General features: G+C 41.7%; 21 protein-coding genes. 5 read left to right on the top strand and 16 right to left on the bottom strand.

Translation table 11 applies throughout. The features are described from left to right. Positions 1–87: 87 nt before the first annotated feature. The 5 genes from BP74_RS00930 to BP74_RS00910 form a co-directional block, all read right to left on the bottom strand. The gene (locus BP74_RS00930; RefSeq protein ID WP_496370121.1) at positions 88–1,110 is read right to left on the bottom strand and encodes a family 16 glycosylhydrolase; all 1,023 of its coding nucleotides are present in this window, start codon (positions 1,108–1,110) and stop codon (positions 88–90) included. Positions 1,111–1,175: 65 nt separating this feature from the next. Further along, entirely contained in the window at positions 1,176–2,072 is an 897-nt protein-coding gene (locus tag BP74_RS00925) for a PKD domain-containing protein (protein ID WP_496370119.1), read from the bottom strand. Between the two features lie 17 nt (positions 2,073–2,089). After that, a complete protein-coding gene (locus BP74_RS00920) occupies positions 2,090–4,186 on the bottom strand; it encodes a hypothetical protein (protein ID WP_496370117.1) in 2,097 nt (698 codons plus the stop codon). 24 nt (positions 4,187–4,210) lie between these two features. Further along, positions 4,211–5,722, bottom strand: a complete 1,512-nt coding sequence (locus BP74_RS00915) for a RagB/SusD family nutrient uptake outer membrane protein (protein WP_496370115.1) — start codon at positions 5,720–5,722, stop codon at positions 4,211–4,213. A gap of 19 nt (positions 5,723–5,741) precedes the next feature. Further along, positions 5,742–8,861, bottom strand: a complete 3,120-nt coding sequence (locus tag BP74_RS00910) for a SusC/RagA family TonB-linked outer membrane protein (protein WP_496370113.1) — start codon at positions 8,859–8,861, stop codon at positions 5,742–5,744. A gap of 189 nt (positions 8,862–9,050) precedes the next feature. Between BP74_RS00910 and BP74_RS00905 the strand changes: the two genes are divergently transcribed. Then, on the top strand, positions 9,051–11,969 hold the full coding sequence (locus BP74_RS00905; RefSeq protein WP_496370111.1) for a ligand-binding sensor domain-containing protein: 2,919 nt from the start codon (positions 9,051–9,053) through the stop codon (positions 11,967–11,969). Between the two features lie 154 nt (positions 11,970–12,123). Here the strand turns inward: BP74_RS00905 and BP74_RS00900 are convergent, their stop codons facing one another. Then, the gene (locus BP74_RS00900; protein ID WP_496370109.1) at positions 12,124–12,561 is read right to left on the bottom strand and encodes a VOC family protein; all 438 of its coding nucleotides are present in this window, start codon (positions 12,559–12,561) and stop codon (positions 12,124–12,126) included. A 302-nt stretch (positions 12,562–12,863) separates the two neighbouring features. On the opposite strand from BP74_RS00900, the gene BP74_RS00895 reads away from it, so the two are divergent. After that, positions 12,864–13,397: a hypothetical protein gene (locus tag BP74_RS00895; RefSeq protein WP_496370107.1), complete on the top strand. Its 534-nt coding sequence runs from the start codon at positions 12,864–12,866 to the stop codon at positions 13,395–13,397. A gap of 8 nt (positions 13,398–13,405) precedes the next feature. On the opposite strand, the gene BP74_RS00890 is transcribed toward BP74_RS00895, so the two are convergent. The 5 genes from BP74_RS00890 to BP74_RS00870 form a co-directional block, all read right to left on the bottom strand. Continuing rightward, on the bottom strand, positions 13,406–13,966 hold the full coding sequence (locus BP74_RS00890) for a hypothetical protein (RefSeq protein ID WP_496370105.1): 561 nt from the start codon (positions 13,964–13,966) through the stop codon (positions 13,406–13,408). Positions 13,967–14,080: 114 nt separating this feature from the next. Further along, positions 14,081–14,458 (bottom strand): VOC family protein, encoded by a 378-nt coding sequence (locus BP74_RS00885; RefSeq protein ID WP_496370103.1) that lies wholly within the window; start codon positions 14,456–14,458, stop codon positions 14,081–14,083. Positions 14,459–14,640: 182 nt separating this feature from the next. Next, a complete protein-coding gene (locus tag BP74_RS00880) occupies positions 14,641–15,138 on the bottom strand; it encodes a DinB family protein (protein WP_496370101.1) in 498 nt (165 codons plus the stop codon). Between the two features lie 280 nt (positions 15,139–15,418). Beyond that, complete coding sequence (locus BP74_RS00875) at positions 15,419–16,021, bottom strand: hypothetical protein (protein ID WP_496370099.1); 603 nt, start codon at positions 16,019–16,021, stop codon at positions 15,419–15,421. A gap of 661 nt (positions 16,022–16,682) precedes the next feature. Then, the gene (locus BP74_RS00870) at positions 16,683–17,378 is read right to left on the bottom strand and encodes a DUF4386 domain-containing protein (protein ID WP_496370097.1); all 696 of its coding nucleotides are present in this window, start codon (positions 17,376–17,378) and stop codon (positions 16,683–16,685) included. Positions 17,379–17,546: 168 nt separating this feature from the next. On the opposite strand from BP74_RS00870, the gene BP74_RS00865 reads away from it, so the two are divergent. Beyond that, entirely contained in the window at positions 17,547–18,425 is an 879-nt protein-coding gene (locus tag BP74_RS00865) for a pirin family protein (RefSeq protein WP_496370095.1), read from the top strand. 260 nt (positions 18,426–18,685) lie between these two features. Here the strand turns inward: BP74_RS00865 and BP74_RS00860 are convergent, their stop codons facing one another. Both BP74_RS00860 and BP74_RS00855 read right to left on the bottom strand, forming a co-directional pair. Then, the gene (locus BP74_RS00860) at positions 18,686–19,561 is read right to left on the bottom strand and encodes a hypothetical protein (RefSeq protein WP_496370093.1); all 876 of its coding nucleotides are present in this window, start codon (positions 19,559–19,561) and stop codon (positions 18,686–18,688) included. A 293-nt stretch (positions 19,562–19,854) separates the two neighbouring features. Beyond that, positions 19,855–20,613, bottom strand: a complete 759-nt coding sequence (locus BP74_RS00855) for an oxygen-binding di-iron domain-containing protein (protein ID WP_496370091.1) — start codon at positions 20,611–20,613, stop codon at positions 19,855–19,857. Between the two features lie 182 nt (positions 20,614–20,795). On the opposite strand from BP74_RS00855, the gene BP74_RS00850 reads away from it, so the two are divergent. Further along, the gene (locus tag BP74_RS00850; protein ID WP_496370089.1) at positions 20,796–21,119 is read left to right on the top strand and encodes a hypothetical protein; all 324 of its coding nucleotides are present in this window, start codon (positions 20,796–20,798) and stop codon (positions 21,117–21,119) included. A gap of 57 nt (positions 21,120–21,176) precedes the next feature. Beyond that, positions 21,177–22,097 carry a DUF2268 domain-containing putative Zn-dependent protease gene (locus tag BP74_RS00845; protein WP_496370087.1) on the top strand — a complete coding sequence of 307 codons (921 nt, stop codon included), beginning with the start codon at positions 21,177–21,179 and terminating at the stop codon, positions 22,095–22,097. 2 nt (positions 22,098–22,099) lie between these two features. Here BP74_RS00845 and BP74_RS00840 read toward each other — a convergent pair whose 3' ends face one another. The 3 genes from BP74_RS00840 to BP74_RS00830 form a co-directional block, all read right to left on the bottom strand. Then, positions 22,100–22,315, bottom strand: coding sequence for a GDCCVxC domain-containing (seleno)protein (locus BP74_RS00840; protein ID WP_496370085.1), 216 nt, complete (start codon positions 22,313–22,315; stop codon positions 22,100–22,102). 28 nt (positions 22,316–22,343) lie between these two features. Then, a complete protein-coding gene (gene merTP / locus BP74_RS00835; protein ID WP_496370083.1) occupies positions 22,344–23,015 on the bottom strand; it encodes a mercuric transport protein MerTP in 672 nt (223 codons plus the stop codon). A 182-nt stretch (positions 23,016–23,197) separates the two neighbouring features. Continuing rightward, complete coding sequence (locus BP74_RS00830; protein WP_496370081.1) at positions 23,198–24,514, bottom strand: ABC1 kinase family protein; 1,317 nt, start codon at positions 24,512–24,514, stop codon at positions 23,198–23,200. Positions 24,515–24,517 lie beyond the last annotated feature (3 nt).

Here is a 24,517-nt window from a genome sequence, read left to right as displayed (position 1 = left end):
TAACATTACCACTATTGAAAGGGCATACTTCCGGCATACGTTGACCGGGCAGCGTCAGAAAATTTTGTAAGTAGTAATGAAATTCCTTTATTTATACACCCTTACATAATCCACCTCCATTGTGGCATTGGAAAAATTTGGATCAACTGTTCCGCCAAAACTTCCTCCCATTGCTACATTGAGAATCAGGAAGAAATCCTGGTTAAACGGAAGGCTTGCTGTATTGGCAACAGTATGAATCAACTGGTCATCAACATAAATCTTTATGTATGATGCTGACCAGTCCAAAGAATATTTATGAAAGGCAGTCGTGGCATTACTGATCATCTTCGAATTACCATCAGCGTTACCCCCGGAGTGACCAGGATAGTGCAGTGTTCCAAAGATCTTATTCAGTTCGCTGCCTCTGTGTTCCATGATATCTATTTCCCCGCAGTCAGGCCAACCTGCTGTGGAAATATTATTACCCAGCATCCAGATGGCAGGCCAGGTACCAACCCCTGCAGGTAATTTGGCACTCACTTCCACCTTGCCATATTTGAATGCAAATTTGCCTTTTGAAAGCAGGCGTGCAGAAGTATATGCGCTGCCATTGTAGTTCTCTTTGATGGCCTTGATCTTCAATACGCCATTTTCAACAATCACATTTTCTGGCCTGTTGGTATAATATTCCAATTCATTATTACCATAGCCACCTCCGCCAAGGTCATAGCCCCATTTGGCAGGATCCGGTGCGCCGTTGGTATTAAATTCATCTGACCATACCAGTCCAAGTGCTGTAGCTACCGTTACCTGTAATGATTTGGAAATGGTTTGTCCACCACTACCTTTAGCTGTTACATTAACAGTATAAGTGCCACCGTTTGGGTATTGATAGGTTACAATGCCTGTAGGTACGGTTTGAAAAATACCATTGCCAAAATCATATTCATAGCTTACAGCGTTGGTGGCAGTGGCGGTAAAACTGACATTGCCACTATTATCAGTGCTGGCTATTGCATTCACTACCAGGTTTGATGGCGCAGGGTTTTGTGGAGCCGGATCACTCTTCTTGCTACACGAAAACAATCCCAATAAGATGGCCAGTATATAAAAGGGCATAGATCTCATTTTATTGATTTTATTGCACTAACAGGGAAATCGGATAAGACCCATAAGGCCTTATCCGTATTTCATTATTTGGCTTTTAATATTTGATACCAGGCATTGCCGTCGATTCCAATATTGCGTAACTGGACAAGCGTTTCAGAAATGGACAGGATCTCGTAGGTGTTTCCACCTGTTCCGAAGTTGATCAATCCATTACCTGGAACTACAAACTGTATTCGGGTGGAATTGGCAGTCGTGGAAGCTGACGTGGCCCCCATGAACGCAAGTTTCCTTGAGGCAGCAACATCAATCGTATAACAATCATCGCCACCACTCGCACCATAATATCCACTAGCTGCTCCAATAGAAAAAGATTGCCCTTTATTATCTATCGACATGGATATGTTATTATTTGCATCTTTTGTAAAGGTGATCTCATCATCATAGAGGCATTGAGCCCGTTGGTTAGGTGTAGCGGCATACCAGATAGGAGAGAACTGGTCTGCCGGGCCAACTCCCACATGCCCGGGTTCTTCGTTGGCTGTCTTCCAGGTTTTTGAAGACCCACCTGTCAGGAACTGGATAATGTTGGCAGGTATTTCGAATGCTACAAAAACCTTGACCTTTTTACTGATCGTAGAAGTATTGCCGCCTGTTCCAATGGCATTGGCAGTAATGGTGTATTCATGTGTGCCAGGAGTTGTGTACTTATAATGTATCGTGCCGGTAGGAACGATCTGTTTCGTTCCATCTCCAAAATCTATATTGTAAGTGATGGCATTCGATGCACTTGTGGTTATGGTAACAGCCCCTGTTCCATTGCCATCTGGATTATTGGCATCAACACCGGCTATAACTGTTGCCAGTGCCAGGCCTGAAGGCGTTTTCAGATCGCCGAATTGATATTCCGTTTTTTTACAACCGCAGATACCGGCAATAACTGCCAGAATAAGCATTGCAAATGTTTTTATCGTACTATTCATACAGTTTTGTTTTGAAATTAATTAAGCCTGATATCGTCAAATAAATAAGTAAAGTTCGCAGAACCGTCACCCATGGTGCCATTGTCAAATATTAATACAACCTTCTGGTAAGAATTGGCAGTATTGATACCACTGTAGTCAAAGGTTAATTCTTCCCAGGCGTTTGCCGTAGTCGTGGTTACTTCTTTTTCATAGCTGATGCCACCATTTGTAAGGTTTTCCACTTTCAGCAACACCTTAGCACCCACACGCGGGGAATACACTTTCACTTTAAAAGTTTTCTGGGTAGAGAAATCAATGGGATTGTCCAGCGTGATATAACTGCCTGCCCATGGTTGTCCTGCGTTCTTCACCATTTTGGCCACCTTCGTGCTGGTATTGATACCTGAAGCATCCGGGTTATTAACCACTGTTACATTACCTCCATCAAAATTGGTGAAGGCATAATTCAGTGTGGTTGATTGAAAGTCTAAGGGTAATCCCAATGTCGTGGAAGGAGGTGCAGCAGCCGCCATCTTCACATCATCCCAATAGAATACCTTACCATTTCCGGAAGTATTAAAATCAAAGAAAACTGATGCCTTGTCATAAGTATAGGAACTATTAAAGGCTGCAGTGCCAGCTGCCGGGTTGCTAAAATCAAAAACCAAGGTCTCCCAGGCGTTGGCAACGGTGGTTATCGCTTCTGTTTCTACAGATCTTGTATTATCATTATGATCCTCTATTTTCAGTCTGACATGTATTCCGGCAGCAGGAGAATATACCCTCATGCTCATTTTGGATGATGTAGCTGATATCGGTATGGCAGTAGCAAATCCTAAAGGTGTTCCTATAGTTGTTCCTGCCCAGGTTTCAGCACCATTTTGTTTCGTTGTTTTTTTCACTTTATTGGATGCGTCCACCGGGTCTACTGCATCCACAGTCAGGTTATTTCCAAAATCTGTTACTGTGTAATTGATACCCGCATCATCAAATGTTACAGGCAAAGAAATTTGAGCAGCACTAGGAGGCACCGGCATGCTGTTAGTTAACCTGATATCATCAAAAAAGAAGGTAAAATTGTCTGAACCATCACCCACTGTGCCCAACTCAAATATCAATACAATATTCTGGTAAACCTTACTGGTATTGATGGCGTTATAATCAAAGCCCAGCTCTTCCCAGGCATTGGCCACGGTAGTCGTAACTTCTTTTTCATAGCTTATAGTACCGTCAGAAGGATTTTCCACTTTCAACAGCACCTTAGCACCCACCCTTGGTGAATACACTTTCATCCGGAAGATCTTGTTGGTAGAGAAATTAATGGGTTCTCCCAGCTTAATAACACTTCCGCCCCATATTTGGCCTGGATTTTTGACCATTTTACCCACTTTTGCACTGGTGTTGATGCCGCCAATATGTGGATTGGCAATGAGGGTTGTGTTACCTCCGTCAAAATTAGAAAAGGCATAATTCAGAGTGGCTGACTCAAAGGTGAGTGGTAACAGAACCGGGTCAACAATGGTGATGGTCTTTGTAAATTCTGCTGTAGCGGCACCGCCACTCAAGGCTACAACTTTTATGGTATACGTACCTACACTGGTATAAGTATGTGTAATGGATTCTCCTTCCAAAAATGATTGTGGTACTTCATTGGCCACATCGCCAAAGTATACTTTAAAAACCGTTTCATAACTGGCCTTGGCTGATACTGTATATTTAAATTGATTCGATGCATCTGCTGCTGCCGTTACTTCCAGGTTTTCCGGAGCCCTGAAGGAAACAGTCAGTTGCTTTGTAGCTTCAGTTGTTTTGCCGTTCAGACCATGACCAACGATCTTTACATTGTACACACCTTCAGCATATACGTGCTGGGTATTTTTTCCAGGTGCAATGCTTACAGGAGTGGTAGTATTATCTCCAAAAAAGATCTGGTAGGAGCTGGCACCTTCCCCGTTGGGAGTTATGGTTACCAGGCCTGTATTGTCCTGTGTAATATCGAAAAATGCCGAAAGCTTGTCAGGTGAACTGGCAGTTTGTACAAAGGAAACATCATTGTACTCTTCCTTCTTACATCCCGGCATAACAGCCAGGGCCGCCATCGCTATTCCTATTATATATTTTGATGCGTTCATGTTGAATGTTTAAATAGTTAGTGATTAGTACCCTGTATTTTGAGTAAGACCTGAAATATCAACTTCCTGCTGAGGGATAGGGAACACTTCATTTTTACCAACAACGAACTTGGGCAGTTTTACCTTTGCCTGTCCTGTTCTTACCAGGTCAAAAAAACGATCACCTTCCATGCCCAGTTCCATTCTTCTTTCATCCCAGATGGCCTGTGTAAGCGCACTGCCAGTAGCTGTTATATCATGCTGGTTGTCTCCAAAGGCACGGCGACGAACCTTATTCAGGTATCCCTGTGCTTTGGCATCATTGGGTGTAGTGGCGCGGTTATATGCTTCTGCAGCCATTAATAACACATCTGCATAACGGATGATCCTGAAGTTATTGGTATAGTTCAACTCCAGTTGTCCGGAGGTCTCACCCTTGCGTGGCAGGTATTTCTGGTTATACAATCCTGTGTTCTTATAGGGTGCTACCTGGTAGGTGATATTGTAATCCGGATGTGCTGCCTTGTAGGCTTCTATATCCAGAACCGTAACATCCTTGCGCTGGTCCCCTGGTTGGTAAGCATTCGCCAGGTCCTGGGTGGGCAGGTTGGTACTCCATCCGGCTGCATAGGGCATTTGTGCCGATCCGTTCAATCCCCTGATGCCCGTTTGCTGAACAGCATAGTTGCCTTGTCCCCGGGTTGCACCACCCCAATTGTAGTAAGGTGAGGTGTTGGAATATTGGATCTCGAAAACGGACTCTGGTCCATTCTCACCGCTTGCCAAAAATATAGATCCGAAATTATCTACCAGCGTAAATGCGTTGGCCGAAATCACATTCTCCAGCATGGCTGCTGCAGCATCAAATTTGTTCTGGTACAGGTACACCTTGCCAAGCATGGCCTGTGCCGCATATTTCGTGATCCTGCCTTTTTGCGTTTGTATCGCAGGTAATACGGAAACCGCCTGGGTGAGGTCAGCTTCAATCTGTTTGTACACTTCCGCTTTTGAAGCGCGCTGAAGTGTTTTGGAATCGGAGAGACTTAACCTTTTTTCAGTGAAAAGAGGTACATCCCCAAACATTTTCACCAGTGTGAAATAGTAATAGGCTCTTAAAAAATACACTTCGCCATACAATGCTTCCTTACCGGCAAAATCAACTGCCTGCCCGGCAAGATTGGCCGCCTTGTATTGGTGCATGTAGTTGGCCCTGTTGATTCCTTCATAAGCGGATCTCCAGATCTCTGTCAAAGTTGAGTTGACAGGGGTCATGGTATAATCATCTATTTGTTGCAATGACAATACATCTGAAGCATTTTCTCCACCACTCACCGCGTTGTCCGATGCTATTTCTCCTATAGGCACCACCTGGTTGATCCATTGCAAAGGCGTGTAAACGCTGATCACCATGGTACGGTAATCACTTTCGGATTTGAGGTAATCCAGTTCCGTGATCTTGTAATCCTCATGTGGGTTGTAATCCACCCATTTTTTACAGGACGTCAGCAGGGCCATCACCAGCACCATGCTGAGTATTATTATATGATTGTTCTTCATTGTAGTTGTTTTGGAAGATTTATAATTTGATATCAACACCAAATGAGTACACCCTTGGCTGGGGGTAGGCGCCACGATCCACTCCAGTGTCCAATATGCCACCTGATATCTCAGGATCATACCCCTGGTATTTTGTAAAAGTGTATGCATTTTTCACCTGCACGTATATACGCAGCTTACTGAATATATTTTTAGTCACACCCTGTGGGAATGTATAACCCAGTTGAAGGTTTTTGATCTTTACAAATGAACCATCTTCCACATACCTGTCAGAAACACGAATGTTGCTGTTGGCATCTGTGAATGAATACCTTGGATTAGTTGCCTCGTTGGTTGTACCCGGGGCTGTCCATCTTGCCAGCACACCCCTGAACTTGTTGGAGTAGTTGGCATTTCTTTCATAAGCCCTGTAAATATCATTGCCTACAGATGCATAAGTGAAGGCATTGAAATCAAAATTTTTGACCTCGAAATTCAGGCTCCATCCCATAGTGAAGTCAGGGAAGGGATCACCAATCTTGGTTTGGTCTGCAGCAGTGATCACTTTATCACCATTGACATCCACAAAACGAATATCTCCTGGTTGTGCACCATTCTGTGCGGCAGAAGCACTGATGTCTTCAGCAGTCTGGAACAGGCCATTGGTTTTATAGCCATAAAAATATCCAGGTGTATAGCCTTTTTCAAATACGGTTACCGTTTGCGACTGGCCATTAAAATATCCACCACCAAAGATCTTCGCTGTTCCATCACTGTTGGTAGCGGTAACTTTATTCTTTGCCGTTGTAAAAGTCAGGGAAGTGGATAAACGCACATCCTTTCCAAACCTGTCATTATAGCCTAAGGTAAGGTCAACGCCCTTGCTTTCGGTAGAGCCGATATTAGCAGTAGGGATTGGTACTGTTCCCAGGTAAAGCGATGCAGAAGGCGTGAATAACAAGCCGTCCACTTTTTTCTGGAAATAATCTGCTGATAAATAGAAACGATTATGAGAGAAGTTCAGGTCAAACCCAATATTGGCCTGCAACTGTTTTTCCCATCTCAATGCATCGTTGGCAGCCGAGCCAACTGTTGATCCTGGATAAAAGACATCTCCAAAAGTATAGCCATTGCTGTTCGCCATCGCGTCATAGCTTGGACCACCTGTGATTATGCCTACATATTGCGGATTCACATTTTCATTACCAATAGAGCCATAGCTACCCCTGATCTTAAAAAGGTCAATGAAGTTGCTGTGAAAGAAATCCTCACGGCTTACTACCCAGCCTAAAGACCCGGAATAGAAATTGGCATATTTATTATCCTTACCAAATGCATAGGAACCGTCGCGGCGAGCTGTGAAAGATGCCAGGTATTTCTCCCTGAAATCATAGTTCATACGTCCAAAATAGGAGAGGTTTCTCCTGAAATACTGGTAATAGTAGCCGCTCATAGCATTGGTATTGGTAGCTGAATTATTTCCAGTGGCGGCTGTAAAGTCTGCAAACTCCCAGGAATTGAAGGGCACGTCCTGGCGTGTAGCACCTGCAGCATTGCCGGAGGTCTTGGCTAAAGAAAAGCCCAATACTGTTTCAAAATGATGGTCTGTAAATACATTGAAATTATAGTTACCAAATGTTTCCCAGGTATAGTTGAAATTACTTGTCTTGTCATGAGATACGCTGTTATGCTTACCCGTTACAGTAGAACCATCGGCATTCATGGAATTCTCCACATTTAGTGGTCCGTAGAATACCAGGGGGCTAAAGGATTTTGAATTGCCATCATATTTTGTATATCCTAATCGGGAGGTCAACTTCAGGTTTTTCAATACATCGTATTGCAATTCAAACTTGCCATAGAGTTTATTCCCTACATTTTTATTATAGGTATTATCCAGCTTGGTAAGCGGGTTAAAGATCTCTGATAATAACAGGTTACTGTAACCATACTTGCCAGCCATGGCTGTATTGGTGTTATATAAAGGAACAGTAGGGTCAAAATTCAGGGCGCTTCCCAACACGCTGTTGAAAGAGTTTTCCTGGATTCCTTTGCCATTCAGGATAACTCCTGTTGCGTTTAAAATGAACTTTAAACGTGAAGAGATATCGAAATTTAGGTTGGCAGTGAAGTTACCCCTGTCAAACCTTGATTTATCAATGCCACCAACGATGCCACCCTGGCCGAGGTAGCCTGCAGAAAGGAAAAATGCCATTTTATCCCCGCCACCCCTGGCGCTGATAGTATGTGTTTGTAAAGGAGCTCTATGGAATACTTCATTTTGCCAATTGGTTCCAACACCTATGGAAGAAAGGTCTGGGAAAATAATATTTCCTCCTGCCGTTACGCTTCCCTCATTGATCATGGCGGCATATTCCGTAGCATTCAATACGCCTATAGTTTTCATCACTTCCTGCACACCATAGTTACTATTAATGGAGATCTCCGTTTTCTGGTTCTTTCTACCCGTGCGGGTGGTTACGACAATTACACCATTGCCACCTTTAACGCCATAAATGGCGGTAGTAGCTGCATCTTTTAACACGTTGATCGATTCAATATCAGCAGGATTGATAGAATTAAAATCGGTAAGTGTTTGCGGTACTCCGTCAATGATCACCATTGGATCGGTACCGGAAAAAGAGGGAATACCTCTTATCAGGACTGTTGGCTTTGAACCAGGCGATCCGCTTTGGATGACACTGACACCGGCTGCCTTACCCTGGAGTGCTTCTTCGGTCCTTACAGGCCGCAGCTTTTCAATATCAGCGCTTTTGATGGTTGAAATGGATCCAGACACCTTTGTAACTTTCTGGGTGCCGTATCCCACCACTATCACATCACTGAGCGTAGAGGCGGAACTTTCTTCCATACTGATAATGATATCCTCTGTTTTGGAAACCACGTGCATATAAGGCACCATGCCTGTATGGGTGATCTGGAGAACAGCCCCTTTGGAAGCCGTGATGCTAAATCTTCCACCAGGATCTGTTAGGGTGGAATTGGTAGAACCTTCAACGGTGACAGTAGCCCCAACCAGGGGATCACCGGAGGTCTTGCTTTTCACTGTGCCTGAAACAGCCAGGTTTTGACCCATCACCTGGTGCATAAAACTTCCTGATAACAATACCAGGCACAGAAGTAGTCTCTTTACTCTCATAAAGCAAATCGTTTTAGTTTAATTGAAGAAGGAATAAAAATAATCAGCCACCCTACAACTTTAAAATAAAGCGCCCCTTCATTACTACATCATCCTGACGTAATCATTGATTTTAAAGGGAAATGAGCTACATCATTACTACATCATCTAATTTTTTATACTTTCACAACCCTATTAGCTTGCCACCAGATGAGAAAATTGCTTTTACTGCTCCTGATACCCCTATCCCTGTACTCCCAGAATACCATCGGCTTCCCCGATGTGATCAATTATTCCAAAGCTTCTTATAGCGCTGGTTTGCAAAACTGGGATATTAAACAGGATCGGAATGGGGTCATTTATGTGGCCAATAATGAAGGCTTGCTCAGTTTTGATGGCAGGTACTGGAAATTATATCCTTTGCCTAATAAGACCATAGTAAGGTCCCTGGAGATAGGTCCTGACAGCCGTATCTATGTAGGCGGACAGGATGAAATGGGTTATTTTCTTCCAGATGCCGGTGGCAGGTTGCAGTACCATTCCCTGGTCAGGCAGATTCCGGCCAAAGACCGTTCTTTCGGAGATGTATGGGATATTATTGCCTTAAAAAAAGACGTATTTTTCCGTTCCTCCAATAAAATATTCCGGCTAACGGATGAAACGATTGCCAGTTTTAATGCACCGCTGGAATGGGCTTTTATGGGCCAGTGCCGTGGCCAGTTGTATGCACAGGATTATAAGGCAGGACTCCTGCAGTTTATTGCCAATACATGGAAACCCCTTGGCATTCATAGCCAATTGCCGGCCAATGACCCCATAACAGCCATACTACCCGTGGGTAGCGACAGTGCACTTATCACTACTTTAAAAAATGGGATCTTCTATTTGAGCAATTCTGGGATCTCAGGCTTGAATGCAGCCAGTAACCAGGTTTTTAAAAATGACAGGATCTATTCTGCGGTAACTATCAATACAGATTGGGTGGGGCTGGCAACTAACAGCAGTGGCATTTATATTATAGATCATAAAGGAAATATTATCCAGGGATTTTCCAGGAAAGAACAGATCCAGAACAATAATGTACTAAGTCTCTTTTTGGACAACCAGGGAAACCTTTGGCTTGGACTGGATAACGGTATCGATTTTATAACCTATAACAGCGCTATAAAACATATTAGCCCTCTTATGGGTGAAGGATCGGGCTATACTGTCATGATCCATGACCGGAATTTATACATGGGCACTTCCAATGGATTATACCAGGTTCCGCTGCAGCCTGTTAAAGATCTTAGCTTCAGTAAAGGAAATTTTTCACTGGTGGAAGGCACAAAGGGTCAGACCTGGAGCCTTGGAGAGATCAATGACCAATTGTTGCTCGGGCACCATGAAGGCGCTTTCCTTGTTAGTGGTAACAGGGCCGTACCTATTTCGCATAAGCCCGGGTTCTGGAATTTTATCCCGTTATCTTCCACTTACCCCAGCGCACAAATCGTGGCTGGTCATTACAAGGGGCTGCAGTTCTTTGATTATAAAGGGGGCAGTTTTATTCCCGCCAATGATCTTCCCTGGTTTACTGAATCATCAAGATTTGTTGCCCTTGACCAGGATGACAATATTTGGGTTTCACATCCTTACCATGGAGTTTTCAGGATTAGTAAAAAAACAGATGGCACCTATACTGAACATATTTACACCGATAAAGACGGTCTGCCATCCCTGTTAAACAACCATGCCTATAAAATAAAGAACAGCGTTCTGGTTGCAACTGAAAAAGGGATTTACCAATACAATACGCAAAAAGATGCTTTTGAACCTTCACCTTATTATCAGAAGATCCTGGGTAACCAAAGCCTGCGCTACTTAAAAGAAGATGCTGGCGGGAATCTCTGGTTTATCCACGAAAAGAACCTGGGGGTGGTAGATCTTTCAGGCGAGAAGCCCAATATCATATACCTGCCCGAATTGAATAATAAGATGCTGAGTGGGTTTGAATGCATTTACCCGGTTGACGAAGCCAATGTATTCCTGGGCGGGGAGAAAGGTTTTTATCATATTAACCTGGCCAAATATAAAAAAACGATACCAGAACTCAGGGTCCAGGTGAGAACAGTACGCATCAGTGGTAAAAATGACAGCCTCTTATTTGGCGGTTATTTTCATAATGTCAATGACAGGCAGGAGCAGGATAAAAAGGATATACCTGATTTGTCCTACAGTTGGAAAACACTTCATTTTGAATTTGCTTCTTCCTTATTTGGATACCAGGCTAACCTGGAATATAGTTACCGCCTGGATGGATTTGAAGAAAACTGGTCTGAATGGACTCGCCGCACTGAAAAAGAATATACCAATCTTCCTGCAGGCAATTACCGTTTTGAGGTAAAGGTGCGCAATAACCTGGGGAATGAGTCTCCGGTTTCAGGCTATGCTTTTACTATTTTGCCACCCTGGTACCTATCCACCATAGCCAAACTGGTATACCTGCTTATATTGGTGGCTATCATTTATGGGGTGTACCGTTGGCAACATAAGAAGTTTCGGCTCCAGCATAAAAAGTTTGAAGAAGAGCAGCAGAAGCTTTTATATATCCATGAGCTGGAGCGCAACAAAACAGAAAGTGAACTAGTTTCTCTGCGCAACCAGAAGCTGGAATCAGATATACATTTCAAAAATTCTGAGCTAGCCTCTTCAGCCATGCACCTGGTGAAGAAAGGAGAGTTGCTGACAAAAGTGAAAGGTGAGTTGACACAGGTAATGAAAAGACTGGACAATGAGCAAGCCATCAGCGAATTGAAAAAGATGATCAAAACGCTCAGTGAAGATGACCAGGTTGATAAGGAATGGGAGAATTTTGCCAAGCATTTCGATAAGGTGCACAGTGATTTTGTAGTAAAGCTGAAAGAAAAGCATCCTGCTATAACGGGCAACGAAATGAAACTCTCTGCTTACCTGCGCATGAACCTATCCACCAAGGAGATCGCCCAACTGATGAATATTTCCGTAAGAGGAGTGGAGATCAGCCGCTACCGCCTGCGCAAAAAACTGGGTATCCCTACTGAGGTTAATTTGTTTGAATACCTTATGAATTTGAATGGAGAGGATAATTCAAAAATCAAAAGTCAAAAGTAAAAATTAGGCAGGGGTAATTTCATCCAAATATCAATTAGAATTCATGAACTACAATTGGACAGAATTCTTTTCTACGATTAACCTTATTTTGAAGTTCCATTGCTCCTCAAAAATCCTTTTCAATCCATCTAATCCTGGTTCTCTATTCCTGGTTCTACTTCTCACTGCAATTAAACATCCATTGAACTCCAAATTTATCAGTACAACTGCCATAATAATCGCCCCAGAACATATCCTGCAGGTCCATGGTTACTTTTCCGCCGGCAGATAGCTTGTCGAACAATTCCCTGGTTTCCTTTCTTGTGTCAGGTTGAAGATTGATATGGCTGTTATTGCCAAAGTTTACGTGGAAGCCCATTGATTCTGGGGCATCTGTACCCATCAATGTATGGCTGTCCAGAATCCGCAATTCAATATGCATCACCAGGTTTTTATCTTCTTCCTTCATAGGTGGTTGATCAGGTGAAGCTGGGATATCTCCAAATCGCGCAATCCTGTTGCCTATGAATTCTCCTCCAAATACAGACTTGTAAAAATTGAATGCCTCCTCCGTGTTACGAACAAAATTCAGGTAAGTACTTACGCTGGCCATGGTTTCGGTTTTAAGGTTTTAAATGGGCTGTTGGACCCAATTGCTTTTTTCCATTCAAAGATAAAGTTTAACTGAATGTGTGGTTGATCAGGCGAGAAATGGCTCTGATTACATTTTAGAATATCGTAATAAAAATTCAACCAATCAAAAACTCAACTGATCCAAAATTCAATTCTTTAACCCAACTTAACAAATGCAGTGTTCATTTTAATAAGGCGGGTTTTATATTGCAATAGTTACTGTTGCGCACCAGTGATTGGAGCCATAGCAGGAAATTTTACAATCTGATTAATTTCATTAAAATGGTAAACGAAACATCAAGGCCTAAAAGAAATATACGCTGGTATATGCGCTTTCTTCATAACAAGATCGGTTTTTTTATTGTGGGCCTGGTGCTCATTTATGGGCTGAGCGGCATCATACAGACTTACAGGGATACGGAGTTGCTAAAGCATGATGTGGTGCATGAAGTGCAATTGGTGCCAAACCTTCCTGTTTCAGAGTTGGGCTCTAAACTAAAGATCAGGGATCTTAAACCATTAAAAACAGAAGGAGATATTGTTTATTATAAAGAAGGTACCTACAATGCCAATACGGGTATGGCCAAATATGTCACTAAAGAATGGTATGCCTGGATACTTCCGTTTACAGGGTTGCACAAATCTTCAAGTAAAAGCCTGGCGCATTATTTTACCACACTCTTTGGCATAGCCTTGCTCTTCATGTCTGTATCAGCATTCTGGATGTTCAAGCCCGGAACAAAGCTTTTCAGTTCAGGTGTTTACCTCACTATTGCAGGTATTGTTGCAGCTATCATTCTTTTGCTATTGAAATAACTTATTCATTAGTTGGTCTTAAGTAGCATTAAATTGTCAACAAAGAGTTCCGTGCCTTGTTTATTCCCGCCTGTAATTTTGATCAGCGCGGAGTCAACATGTGTAGCATTTTGTGAAACCGGGATAACAATTTTTCTGTACATCTTATTGGATGAAGTTTCGAAATATTCGCCATGGTCAACAATAGTATTTCCTGATAACAAATCAATGTGAATTATAGCTGTATCTCCACCAGTAATAGTAGATTTTATATAACCTGTCAATAAATCCGGGTGGGAAGAAACAGGAAATTTATTATCAGCATAACTCCTGTAAACATTATTGTAAATAAATTTAGCAGCGAACTGTCCGCTAGCTGCCTCTGTTACTTTCTGTACAATATACGTTTCATAAGGGGGAACACAAGCAGGGCAACTATTGGTTTCCCAATTATACAAATTGGGCATATTATCCCATTGTTCAAAGTCACCATTGGGAATGGGAATGACCTGTTGTTTTGCAGTTTCTTTTTTACAATTGAATAAAGCCAGTACAAAAAGTATCATTATTGGTAAAACCCTGGCTATCATGATAATTTGTTTAATTAATGACAACAACAGGATGTAAGCCGTTGCAAAGATTTTTGAAATCGACAGATTATTTTCCCATTAAATAACAATCTGTTACATGGGGTCAGGCTTTTTTTAATCAATTGCTGATTCAGCCATTTCCTGTCCAAACTGAAGTAAATATCCATTATTGTCATAAACTGCAAATTCTTTCATTCCATATTCAAAATTTTCTGGAGGGTAACAGACCACTGCCAGGTCTTTAACCTTATTCCAAACATCTTCTACATTATCTGTATTGAAATAAAATGAACCTGTAAATACTGGTTTGTCAAAGGGTCTGTGATCATTGGGGGTACAAATCATCAGTTCAACAAGATCAAATGCTACAAAAGCCCAGCCTGATTTATAATCACAAGATGGGCATGTAAATCCGAGTGTTTGCATATAAAAGTTCACAGTTCCATGTATGTCCCGGGTGTAAATTACCGGTGTCAGTTTATTGAATCTCATATCCTAATTAAAAATCGATTAGCCTTGTAATAGTTAATGTATGTGAAGTTGGATTACAGTTTCTAAATTCAGCCACTTAGCACCTTACTTTATTTTCTATAGCTATAGCTGGTGTTTGCTTTTTCTGCCACTCGTTTCCCGATCGTCTTAGTCCGCGTATCTCTCAAGGGCTTTCACCAGGATCACATGCGGGAATCACTTGCCATTGAATTGTTTTTATCATACAATAATTTCTTTAAAATAACGATCTGGCCCAGGTGATAATAGGTATGTTCTATAATGCCCAGGATGTTCCTGAAGTAAGTGCCATATTTTTCATCTGCAAAGATTTCATCCAGCTTTCTTTCAGGTAATTGCTCAACCATGTCTGAAAAGTTATGGGCATCATTCCAGGTCTTTTCTAATAATTGCTGCCAATCCTCTTCAGACCGGATAGGAGGCAGGTCAAAACTGAACTTATCCTTAGCATCCAATGTTCCACCCTGTAAAACTTTGAGTACTGCACTCACATAATAATTGGTATGAAAAACCAGTGCTGCAATGGTATTCAAGGAACCCAGCTTCTTTGTGGCTTGTTCCAAATTTACATTGCTAAGACTGTCTTTCATGCTTACTGATGTCCAGCTGCCCCCGAAATAAAGCTCCCTGAATTGCTTTGCCAGCTGTTCGGTTACATTCATAATCTGTTATTTAATTGCCTTTCCCGGGTTGTAATTTATGGGATTATTATAGCAGATCTTATTGTACAAAGTTTACAAATTTTAACTGAACGTAAAAGGTAGCATTACGACAAGGTTCTTTGCATAATTTATTTACAATAACTATTTCAGGATTAAGATAGTACCAAAGCATTTCATTGTCTTACTCTGCAGTACTCTTCCCATTGGGCATTACCAAAACTATCCATCAGAACATTAACGAATGGACTGCAGCTTTTTGAGGCTTTTGCAATCTACACTACTATGCTACATGCTTAAGCAAAAACAGTGGAATCATATATCCCGGTGGAAAATCCCCTTCAAACCTCACCTTCCAATCATAGTCATTCATGTATAGTTCCATGAATTCCTTGTCATCATCACTTAAGGGTGCCTGAACTTTAATATCCAGCTTGTTTTTTAGCTTCTTTACCTTTTCGGGCTTTGGTTCTTTCAGCCTGCCTTCCAGTTCCGCTTCGAAGGAAGAGAGAAGTAAAGAAAACTGCTCCTGGGTAAGGGAGATACGCTTTTGCTCTTCTAGGAAATGGTAAAGGGCAGTAAATACATCCACTTTAGCCATTCCCGTCTTCAAACAAACAATGGCTATGGTCCTTACCTGTTTAAACAAATGCCTGTACCTTCTTTTAACCGGTACAAAGCGGTAGATGATCGAAGACATGATATTACCTGTACCAAACCTTTGGGCGCTTCTGCGGCTTCCTTCAAAGGCAGGATCACTCCAGTAGCGTCTGGAGTCCACTCCGGGCAGCAGTCGTACCAGGTAACCCCATTCGAGGTCATAATAAAAGTTCACGTTATCATCCACTGTTCCAATTGCCTTGATGTAGCCTACTTGCTTAGCCATGTGATATTGGTTTTATAGCTGCAAGTTTTTGAAAATCCACGGCAGTTCAAAACCACCCTGTCCGTTTTGGCCGTTTTTGGCCGATTTGACCGGTTTTGTCCGCTTTTGGCCGCTAAGGAAGGTTGAAATGAACAGGTTAACAAGTTGAAAAGTTGATAGGGGAAAGGCAATAGATGACTCCCTTTCTCCTCAATAATCCTTATTAATCTTATAAATCTTAGTTCTCCCTTCCTATCTACCATATAGCAAAAGCCTATCAACCCCCTACCTACGATATACTTAGTGCGTGATGATCACGCAGTATCTATACTGTAACTATAAAGTAAGTAGGGCGTAGATTGGGAGTTGGTAGAAAGGAACTGGCAGGCAGCCTGAAAAATAAATGATTTTATTTTTGTTTGGGGCATTCAGCCTTTGTTGCCAACCTGTATTTTTTACAGCTGGTTCATACATCTAAATTTTCAAGTAAGTTTAAGTAGACCTTTCAAATACATGGAATTATTGCATACTTATGGTGGGCAATAATTTCAAAATACCTACCCGGCCTGATTATTATCACATGTAAGCAAAAGCTATGAAGGTAATAGCAGTAATGTAAAGGCTTGACATCAAAAAAAGTTATGACTATTTCACCAGAAGGCAGAAGTTCCCGGGGTTTATTTTAATTCAGTGCTTTTATTCGCCAGCCTTTTATTAGTAACCATAGCATAAAAATCAGTTCCCCATAAAATGTGTAGGTGGCAAAATCGATAGTAATGGTTGGAAACAAATAAGGTCTTACATTGGTTAACAGGTAACCGAAGCCAGTAATAATCAATAATATACCTAGTATAAAAGGGATATAGCCGGACCTTATTACTAAATATCCAAGTAAAAACAGGTGAATGCTAAAAAAGATGAGCCCGAAATACCAGCTGCTTTTAAAAGTTTTGAGTAATATCATTATTTCAGCATTCAACTGGCCAGGTTGGAAAACATTTAGATAGTCGGAAGTATTTACTATCCGGTAAACAGTTACAAGATTAAGGAGTGCAACCAGGGCAATGACAGTATAGATCCACCTGAATATGGCAGTTAGTAAAGAAAGATGTTCATTTACGGGTTTTAATAAAATGTACAATACCCAGGCTACAACAATATCAGCAATAAATTTAAGCAGGTATCCAAATATCACATAAGTAAAAAGTCCCTTGTTGTCTTTGATGTTTTGTATAGTTTCTGCTGCCCTGCCAGGAATTACCAGTTTTGGATATGCAAAAAGCTCAACAAAAGGCGCAGCAATCACCATAACCAGTAAGCTTATCCCGGCACTGAGAGCAGCATTGCGAAGCAAAGTGTAGTTTATATTTTCTTTCATCTTCTGCAAGGGTATGTAATTATTATAAGGTAGGTAATTGGTGGTCTATAAACAACCGCATTTCGTATACGGATGACATTCAGCCCGCACTTAATCGCTATCATTTCTTACCATACATCAATGTCAAAGGCTGCCCAGGATAGTAAATTTGTGTAATAAATAAATATTATGGCAACAAAAAATATAGAAGTGGTTGTTCCGCCAAGAGAACCCCATTTCGTAGGTGATGGTTTCAGGGTGCATAATTTCATTCCCGGTGGATACAGGCTGGATATGAAAAGGATGGACCCTTTTATCATGCTGGACTACAATTCGAAATTTTATTTCCCACCCTCAGATAAGCCCAAAGGTGTGGGTGTACATCCTCACCGGGGCTTTGAAACAGTGACCATTGCCTATAAAGGGAAAGTGGCACATCATGACAGCAGTGGGGGCGGTGGCGTGATAGCGGAGGGAGACGTTCAATGGATGACGGCTGCTTCGGGTGTTTTACACAAAGAATACCATGAAGAAAACTTTAGCAGGGAAGGAGGGGATTTTCAAATGGTGCAGTTGTGGGTAAATCTTCCGGCTAAAGATAAGATGAGTGAACCGGGATATCAAAGCATCATTAATGATGATATCAATAAATTTCAATTGCCCGGCGAAGCAGGCTTTATAGAAGTGATCGCTGGTCAATACCAGGATGTAAAAGGATCGGCAACCAGTTTTACACCCCTGCACCTTTTTAATGCAAAATTGAAAAAAGGTGGAAGCGCAGAATTTTCCTTTCCTGCTCATTATAATACCGCCCTACTGGTGATTGAAGGAAGTATTGAAGTGAATACCTCGGAGGAAGTGGCTGCTGACCATTTTGTATTGTTTGAAAATGAAGGGGAAACTTTCTCAATTAAAGCCATTGAAGATACTATTGTACTGGTGCTCAGTGGTGAACCCATCAATGAACCCATAGCCGCACAGGGCCCGTTTGTAATGAATACCAAAGCCGAATTGTTGCAGGCCATTAATGATTTTAATATGGGAAAATTTGGATTTCTGGAACCCTAGGTCAGTGGGAAGTCGAAAGTCATGAGTCAGGAGTAGAGGAAGGAACCACTGCGGCACAATGACACTGAGATACACGGTTAGAAATTTAAATTGCAAGACAGCGTTGTCTGTAATTCAGCAATTAAATGCACTAATTTTGTTTCTGTAAACTGATAATTGGTAGTTTGGAAAATAATTTTACAATAACAAAGGGTCGCTTCCAGATGGAAGGGACCCTTTGTCGTATTAAGGTAACTGGAGCTCTTTAAAAACTTGGTTGTTTATCTCCAAACAAAGTCATTCAAACTAACGTATATCCTGTCATTAGCAGGATTCGTCCATATAGAATAGGAGCTTGGATAATAGGTATTTGAAGGAGAAAAATGGATGGGTTGCGGGATATCCTTTGATACAGTAGTACCTGACAGCAAAAATGCCCTTGTGATCATTGGTTCAATAAAGATAACTTGTCCATTATTGGAACCATAGATCATAGTATAGGTAAAAGGGGCCATAGTTGGAGGCAATTCGGGTGAATGTGGATCCAGCCAATGGGTGCCCATTTGAGGAACCGTAGCACCCTGGATCACGTATGAAGCAGGGAGGTAACCAGCAGGTGGAGCTGCTGTGGGCACGCCGGTAATGCTCATTTGCTCTTCCAGACTTATTTTATAAAAATGCAAATCAAAATGGGGCACATCATAAATGTGTTCAGGTTCATGGCCATGGGGATTCCAGTTGATGGTGATGTGATCAAATGGCGTGACAGCTTCCGCTTTCTGATGCAAAGGCAAAACAAAGGTACTGGCAGCCATGTCCATAGGGTCTTGCGTCAAACCATCCATGGTTTTGCCAGTCAGTTCCATACCTATTGCGAGGGGTTTATTATCAGCGCGACTGATATTAATCCACGAACGTGCGTGGCCGTTACCCACTTGCACGGCAGGACCGTAAAATGTGTTGTAATCCTCCGCATTAGCCCTTGCAACAGAAGAAGTTAAGTTGTTACCGGGATTGGGCATCATAATCTTTTCAGTTGCTGACAATGTTTCATTGGCGGCAACTACGTCTTTCTGAACCTGTTTCTGGCATGAAGTGATGGTTAAAATGCTTAAGGCAAGGACAAGGATTCCCTGCAGGTGATTGACCGATTTCATAAATGTTTAATTGTTTAATTAGGAAATATGACGTTTTCCAGAAAGGAGCGTGGCAGTTGCTTTGATAAGTGCGGAAGACTATGAATATACTGAACTTTCCTAAGCTTAATAGATTATTTACCTGTTACTGTTAAATTATATGGGCCCGCCGACTCCTTTCTACATGACCATTTAAACTGTTCCCAACAAAACCCTTCTTAACAATATAAGATCAAATAAGGAATAGGGAATAGTGATAGCAGTTCAGAGAGCTTAAACCTGAACTTACCGCATTCAAGCGAGGTTGAACCAGTTTAGGGTTTAAAAGCAGGTACTACTGGCTGTTCCAATTTTTCCCCCCATATTTCTTTCATTACTTCATCCAGGTCCATCAGTGCTTTGGAGCAATCACCAAAAAAGGAAGAACCATGCATGGTTGCCAGTGTTTTTGGTTTCAGATCGGCCAACCCGTAAAGCAATCCTTTTGTTTTATGGTTATATGGAGTATACTCCATTAAAGGCCCGGCCTCCAGGAATTGCATGGATGATTTGTGAGCTCCCAGGATATCTTTATCAGTGAGTGCAACCACATCGCCATTCTGATGGAACAGATCTGAGCAAAGCAAGGTCTTGTCTGTTTCTTCAAACATTACGCCTGCATCCCAGCCATGTGGCAAATGTGGAGTGCTAATAAAGCGGTATTTCCGCCTTCCGGTTTGCAGTATTTCCCCTGTTTTCATAGCGAGCACAGGCCGCATGGCAAAATCAGACATATTAACAATGGCGCCTACTTCACTACAAATTGCTTTGGCATTTGGAGCAACCTGGAGCCATTCGTTCAAGGCGCCGCATTCGTCTACTTCAAAATGGCTAAAGCCAATCCAGCGGATCAGTTTAGGATCAAGTAAAGTAGTAACGGCTTCCAGCAAAACAGGGAACATTTGTTTTAATCCTGCATGGTACAACAATGGCTCGTCATCCCTTACCAGGAAGTGATTGAACTGTAATTGAATTTCAGGTACAAAAACCGAGATACGATAAACGTCTGGAGCGATTTCATTAATCTTATACATAATCTGCAGTTTGAAAGTTATAAGAAGTGAAATTCCGGCAGGATACAGGAGGTAATAATCTTACTGTTAATCTACGCAAATTTTTATGTTTTTTCCCGGTAAATGTTCCGTGATACTTTTATTCATGGGTTAGGATTATAACATACATTAGTATTCAAAAAAGTACATACCTATATCTATTTATGAAGCGGATAGTAGTAGCCATACTTTCTTTTCTTGCCGTTTATATTCAAGCATCTGGACAAAACAATTCAAAAAATGTAATTACATCTGATATAGACAATTTCTGGATAGCCTATGATAGTTGTTTAACTACATCAGACAGTTTGAAGCAGCTGGAGTACATGCAAATATTGTATGTTGATAAAGGAACAATAGGGCTAAAAGCCTTTATGGAAGCCAGGGATTATACAACGGAACGCTGGGTAAGTCTCATTCGTAGTTACCCCAGGTTCTGGAGGTCTATCAGGCCGAACACCCTTACTGTAAAACAAAAGGCAAAGTAAATTGAACTTGGAATTCAAAAGCTGAAAAAGATGTATCCAGGCCTTAAAAAATTAAAAATGTATTTTACTATTGGTGGATTGCGTTCTGGCGGTACCACCATGAACCATATGGTTTTGGTAGGATCGGAAATTGCCACAGGCGATGCCACTACTGATGTATCTGAATTGCCCGGCAAATGGCTGGAAGGAGTATTTAAAAGACAGCTGCCAGGGAATATAGTTTCATTAAACGTACATGAATATGTTCATACCCAGCAAAAGGGCGAATCGCGGAGGCTACTGGACCAATCCATAAGGGAAGGAGCTTGCGACTTTATTACGGAACTGGTAATGGGTCAACCTTTACTGAATAACTACCTGGTTTATGGACGAGCTCATGAAACTGAATTAAAAGAGCAATTCAAATTAGAAATGTTTAGTGAGGTTTACACCAATTGGCTATACAATGGCTCGAGGGCTAAATCGGTAGCCGACCTGGGTTATTTTATGGGATATGCCATTTGCAAAGCCTACTATAATCATTCCTCAAACAAGAAGAGAGCTATCAAAGAGATCATCGAATTAAATTATTCTGATACTGCCGCTGTGGAAACCTTCCTCAACAGGTCCAATTACTACACAGAACCATTAAACAAACAAGAACTGGTACAAAGATTTGAAGCAAGAAGACCTTACGTATTGCGAATAGAACCTTTTATGAATGGAGATACCGATGTAGATGCAGCAACTAAAGAAATAAAAATTGTTTTTTCTGTACCTATGAATAAAGAAGGGTATTCTATCAACTACGGAGAAAAGGGAAAAGAATTTTCACCCATTGCCAGTGTTATCGGGTATTCAAAAGATGGTTATTCTTTTACAGTAGGGGTAGATTTGAAACCTGGTCATGAATATGAATTTATCCTTACTGAAAAAAGTTTTACGTCAGCTGAAGGTTATGTGCTGAAACCTTATACTGTTAGGTTCAAGACTAAATGATATCAGGAACAGCAGGAAGATCCTGCCTGGATGGGCGGGCATTTTACGGTGCCATAACTGCAAAATACACAGCAATCTCCTTTCTTTGGTTTGAGTACGGTCTGGCAATTGGTGCATGTATAAAAATACTGGCAGGCGTCTGTGGGCATTGTTTCTTCTTTTTGAAAACCACAGGCCGGACAGGTAATAGTTGATTGAAAGGTTAGTGTTTTCTCCATGGCTATTGGACTTTTTCGCAACAGGATTTTACTTTGCTTCAGAAGAGGACCCGGTCGATGTAGAGGATGAACCTGCTGAATGGGAAGCGGGGAAAGGTTCATAGCTTTTTACTTTATAACCTGACCTGTTGATGGCAGCTTCTATGGCTTTTACACCCGTTTTTGAATAATCAAAACTTACCAGGCTGCTGCGACTGGTATATGATGTTGTGTAGGCCAGGACACCGTTTTCTTTCGAAAGTTCCTTATTTACATGCTCCTCACAACCCGCGCAGGTCATACCCTGTATGTTGAATTTGACCTGTTGCGTGGTATTGGTATGTATTATTGTTGATACCTGGGTCTTAGCTTTTGGATAAAACAAATTGGCATATAGGGGAAACGTCATCATGAGGAGAGCAAAGAATGTTACAATGCCCAGGAATGTTTTTGATTGAAGGAAGGATGAGTTTTTTGTGGTTTCGCAGCAATCTTTATTGGTTTTCGTGAGAGGCCTTAGTTGGATGTACCAGGCTAGTGCAAGAACTCCAATAGATAAACCCACCAGGAAAGGCCTTGCCGGCTCCAGCCAGGAAAAGTTGGCTGCCAGGCTACTGCCTGCCACCAGGGCAACTACAGGTGTTATGCAACAGAGTGAAGCTGCCATGGCCGATAGCAGACCTGCGCTGGTGAGTGAGGCCGGGGATTTAATTTTAAGCATACAGCGATGCAAATTTTACGTAGAACGTAAAACTATGATTAGTTAGGATAATTATTATGGAAATTCCTTCATTGAATTTCAGCTGTATTATTATTCCATAACCGCTAATCAGTTTGCTTTAAGCAAATGAGACCCGCGGTGCAGGGCTTTAGATGTAACAACAAATCCCGCTGGTCAGCTATTTATACGTTATAACCGCGATAATTATTAATTATGGTATTGCTGCATTTTAAATCGTGCATAAGGCTGAATAATCCGAAAAAGGTTCGGTTGATATAAATAAAATGCCTTGAGCCCCGGTTGCCATTCATATTTCTAAGCTCTGAGCTTTTTGCATATTTCTGTGCAAGGCCGGCAATCTGCTCAAAAAAACCTTCATCGGAGAAGTCAAAACTTTCACTGTTGAATGGCTTGGTGAACAGCGACAACAGCTCATGAAATAATTGCAGGAAATACTTTTTTTCTGCTTTTGAATCAGAAGGTTTTAAGATCTCCAGTTCATACAATTTTGCTTCAAAAAGAGATTTGTTTGCCAGGCTTTCTGCCCTGGCTAATTCGAAATAAGGAATATAAAAATCATCGGGTATCGCTTTCACACAACCAAAATCTATAACGATCAATTTCTTATCGGCCGACACAAGGAAGTTCCCCGGGTGAGGGTCGGCATGCACTTTCCTAAGTTTATGCACCTGGAACATATAAAAATCCCAAAGCGTTTGTCCTATGAGGTTAGCCAGTTCCGGATCCTTGTTTTGCTTTGTAAAATCTGAAAAATGTTTTCCATGCATCCAATCCATGGTGATGATGCGTTCAGTGGAAAGTTCAGGATAATATGTAGGGAAAGAAATGTGGGGCAGGATGCTGCAGGCACTGGCAATAGCCATGCTTTGCCTGATCTCGTTTAAATAATCAGTTTCCTCAAGGAGTTTGCCTTCTACTTCTTTAAAATATTGATCAGAATCTTTGCCTTTGATGTTAAACATTTTCATGGCCACCGGCTTGACCATTGCAAGGTCGGAGGAGATGCTTTCCGCAACACCCGGGTATTGTATCTTGATGGCTAACTCCTTCTCATTCTTAAAAGCTTTATGCACCTGGCCGATACTGGCTGCATTTATCGCTACGGGATCAAAACGTTCGAAGATCTCGGAAGGAGCTTTTCCAAAATATTTCCTGAAAGTTTTGATAACAAGGGGGGGCGATAAAGGAGGTACAGAGAACTGGGCCAGGCTAAACTTCTCCACGTAAGCCTGCGGCAGCAGGTTTTTTTCCATACTAAGCATTTGCGCCACCTTCAGTGCACTACCTTTCAATTGTTTCAAGCCATCATAAATATCCCTTGCATTCGATTCATCCAGGGTTTCTTTAGCTTCCTCTTTGGTGCTCACCATTTTGTCACCATAATACTTGATATAATTCATGCCAACTTTAGCACCTGTTTGAATTAGCCTGGAAGCACGATGGATTTTAGAGGTTGGTATTTTATCAATGGTTTTCATGGG

Source organism: Flavisolibacter ginsengiterrae DSM 18136, from assembly GCF_059568575.1.
The sequence above is the reverse complement of the archived record's forward strand: the minus strand, read 5'-3'. Positions and strand labels throughout refer to the sequence as shown.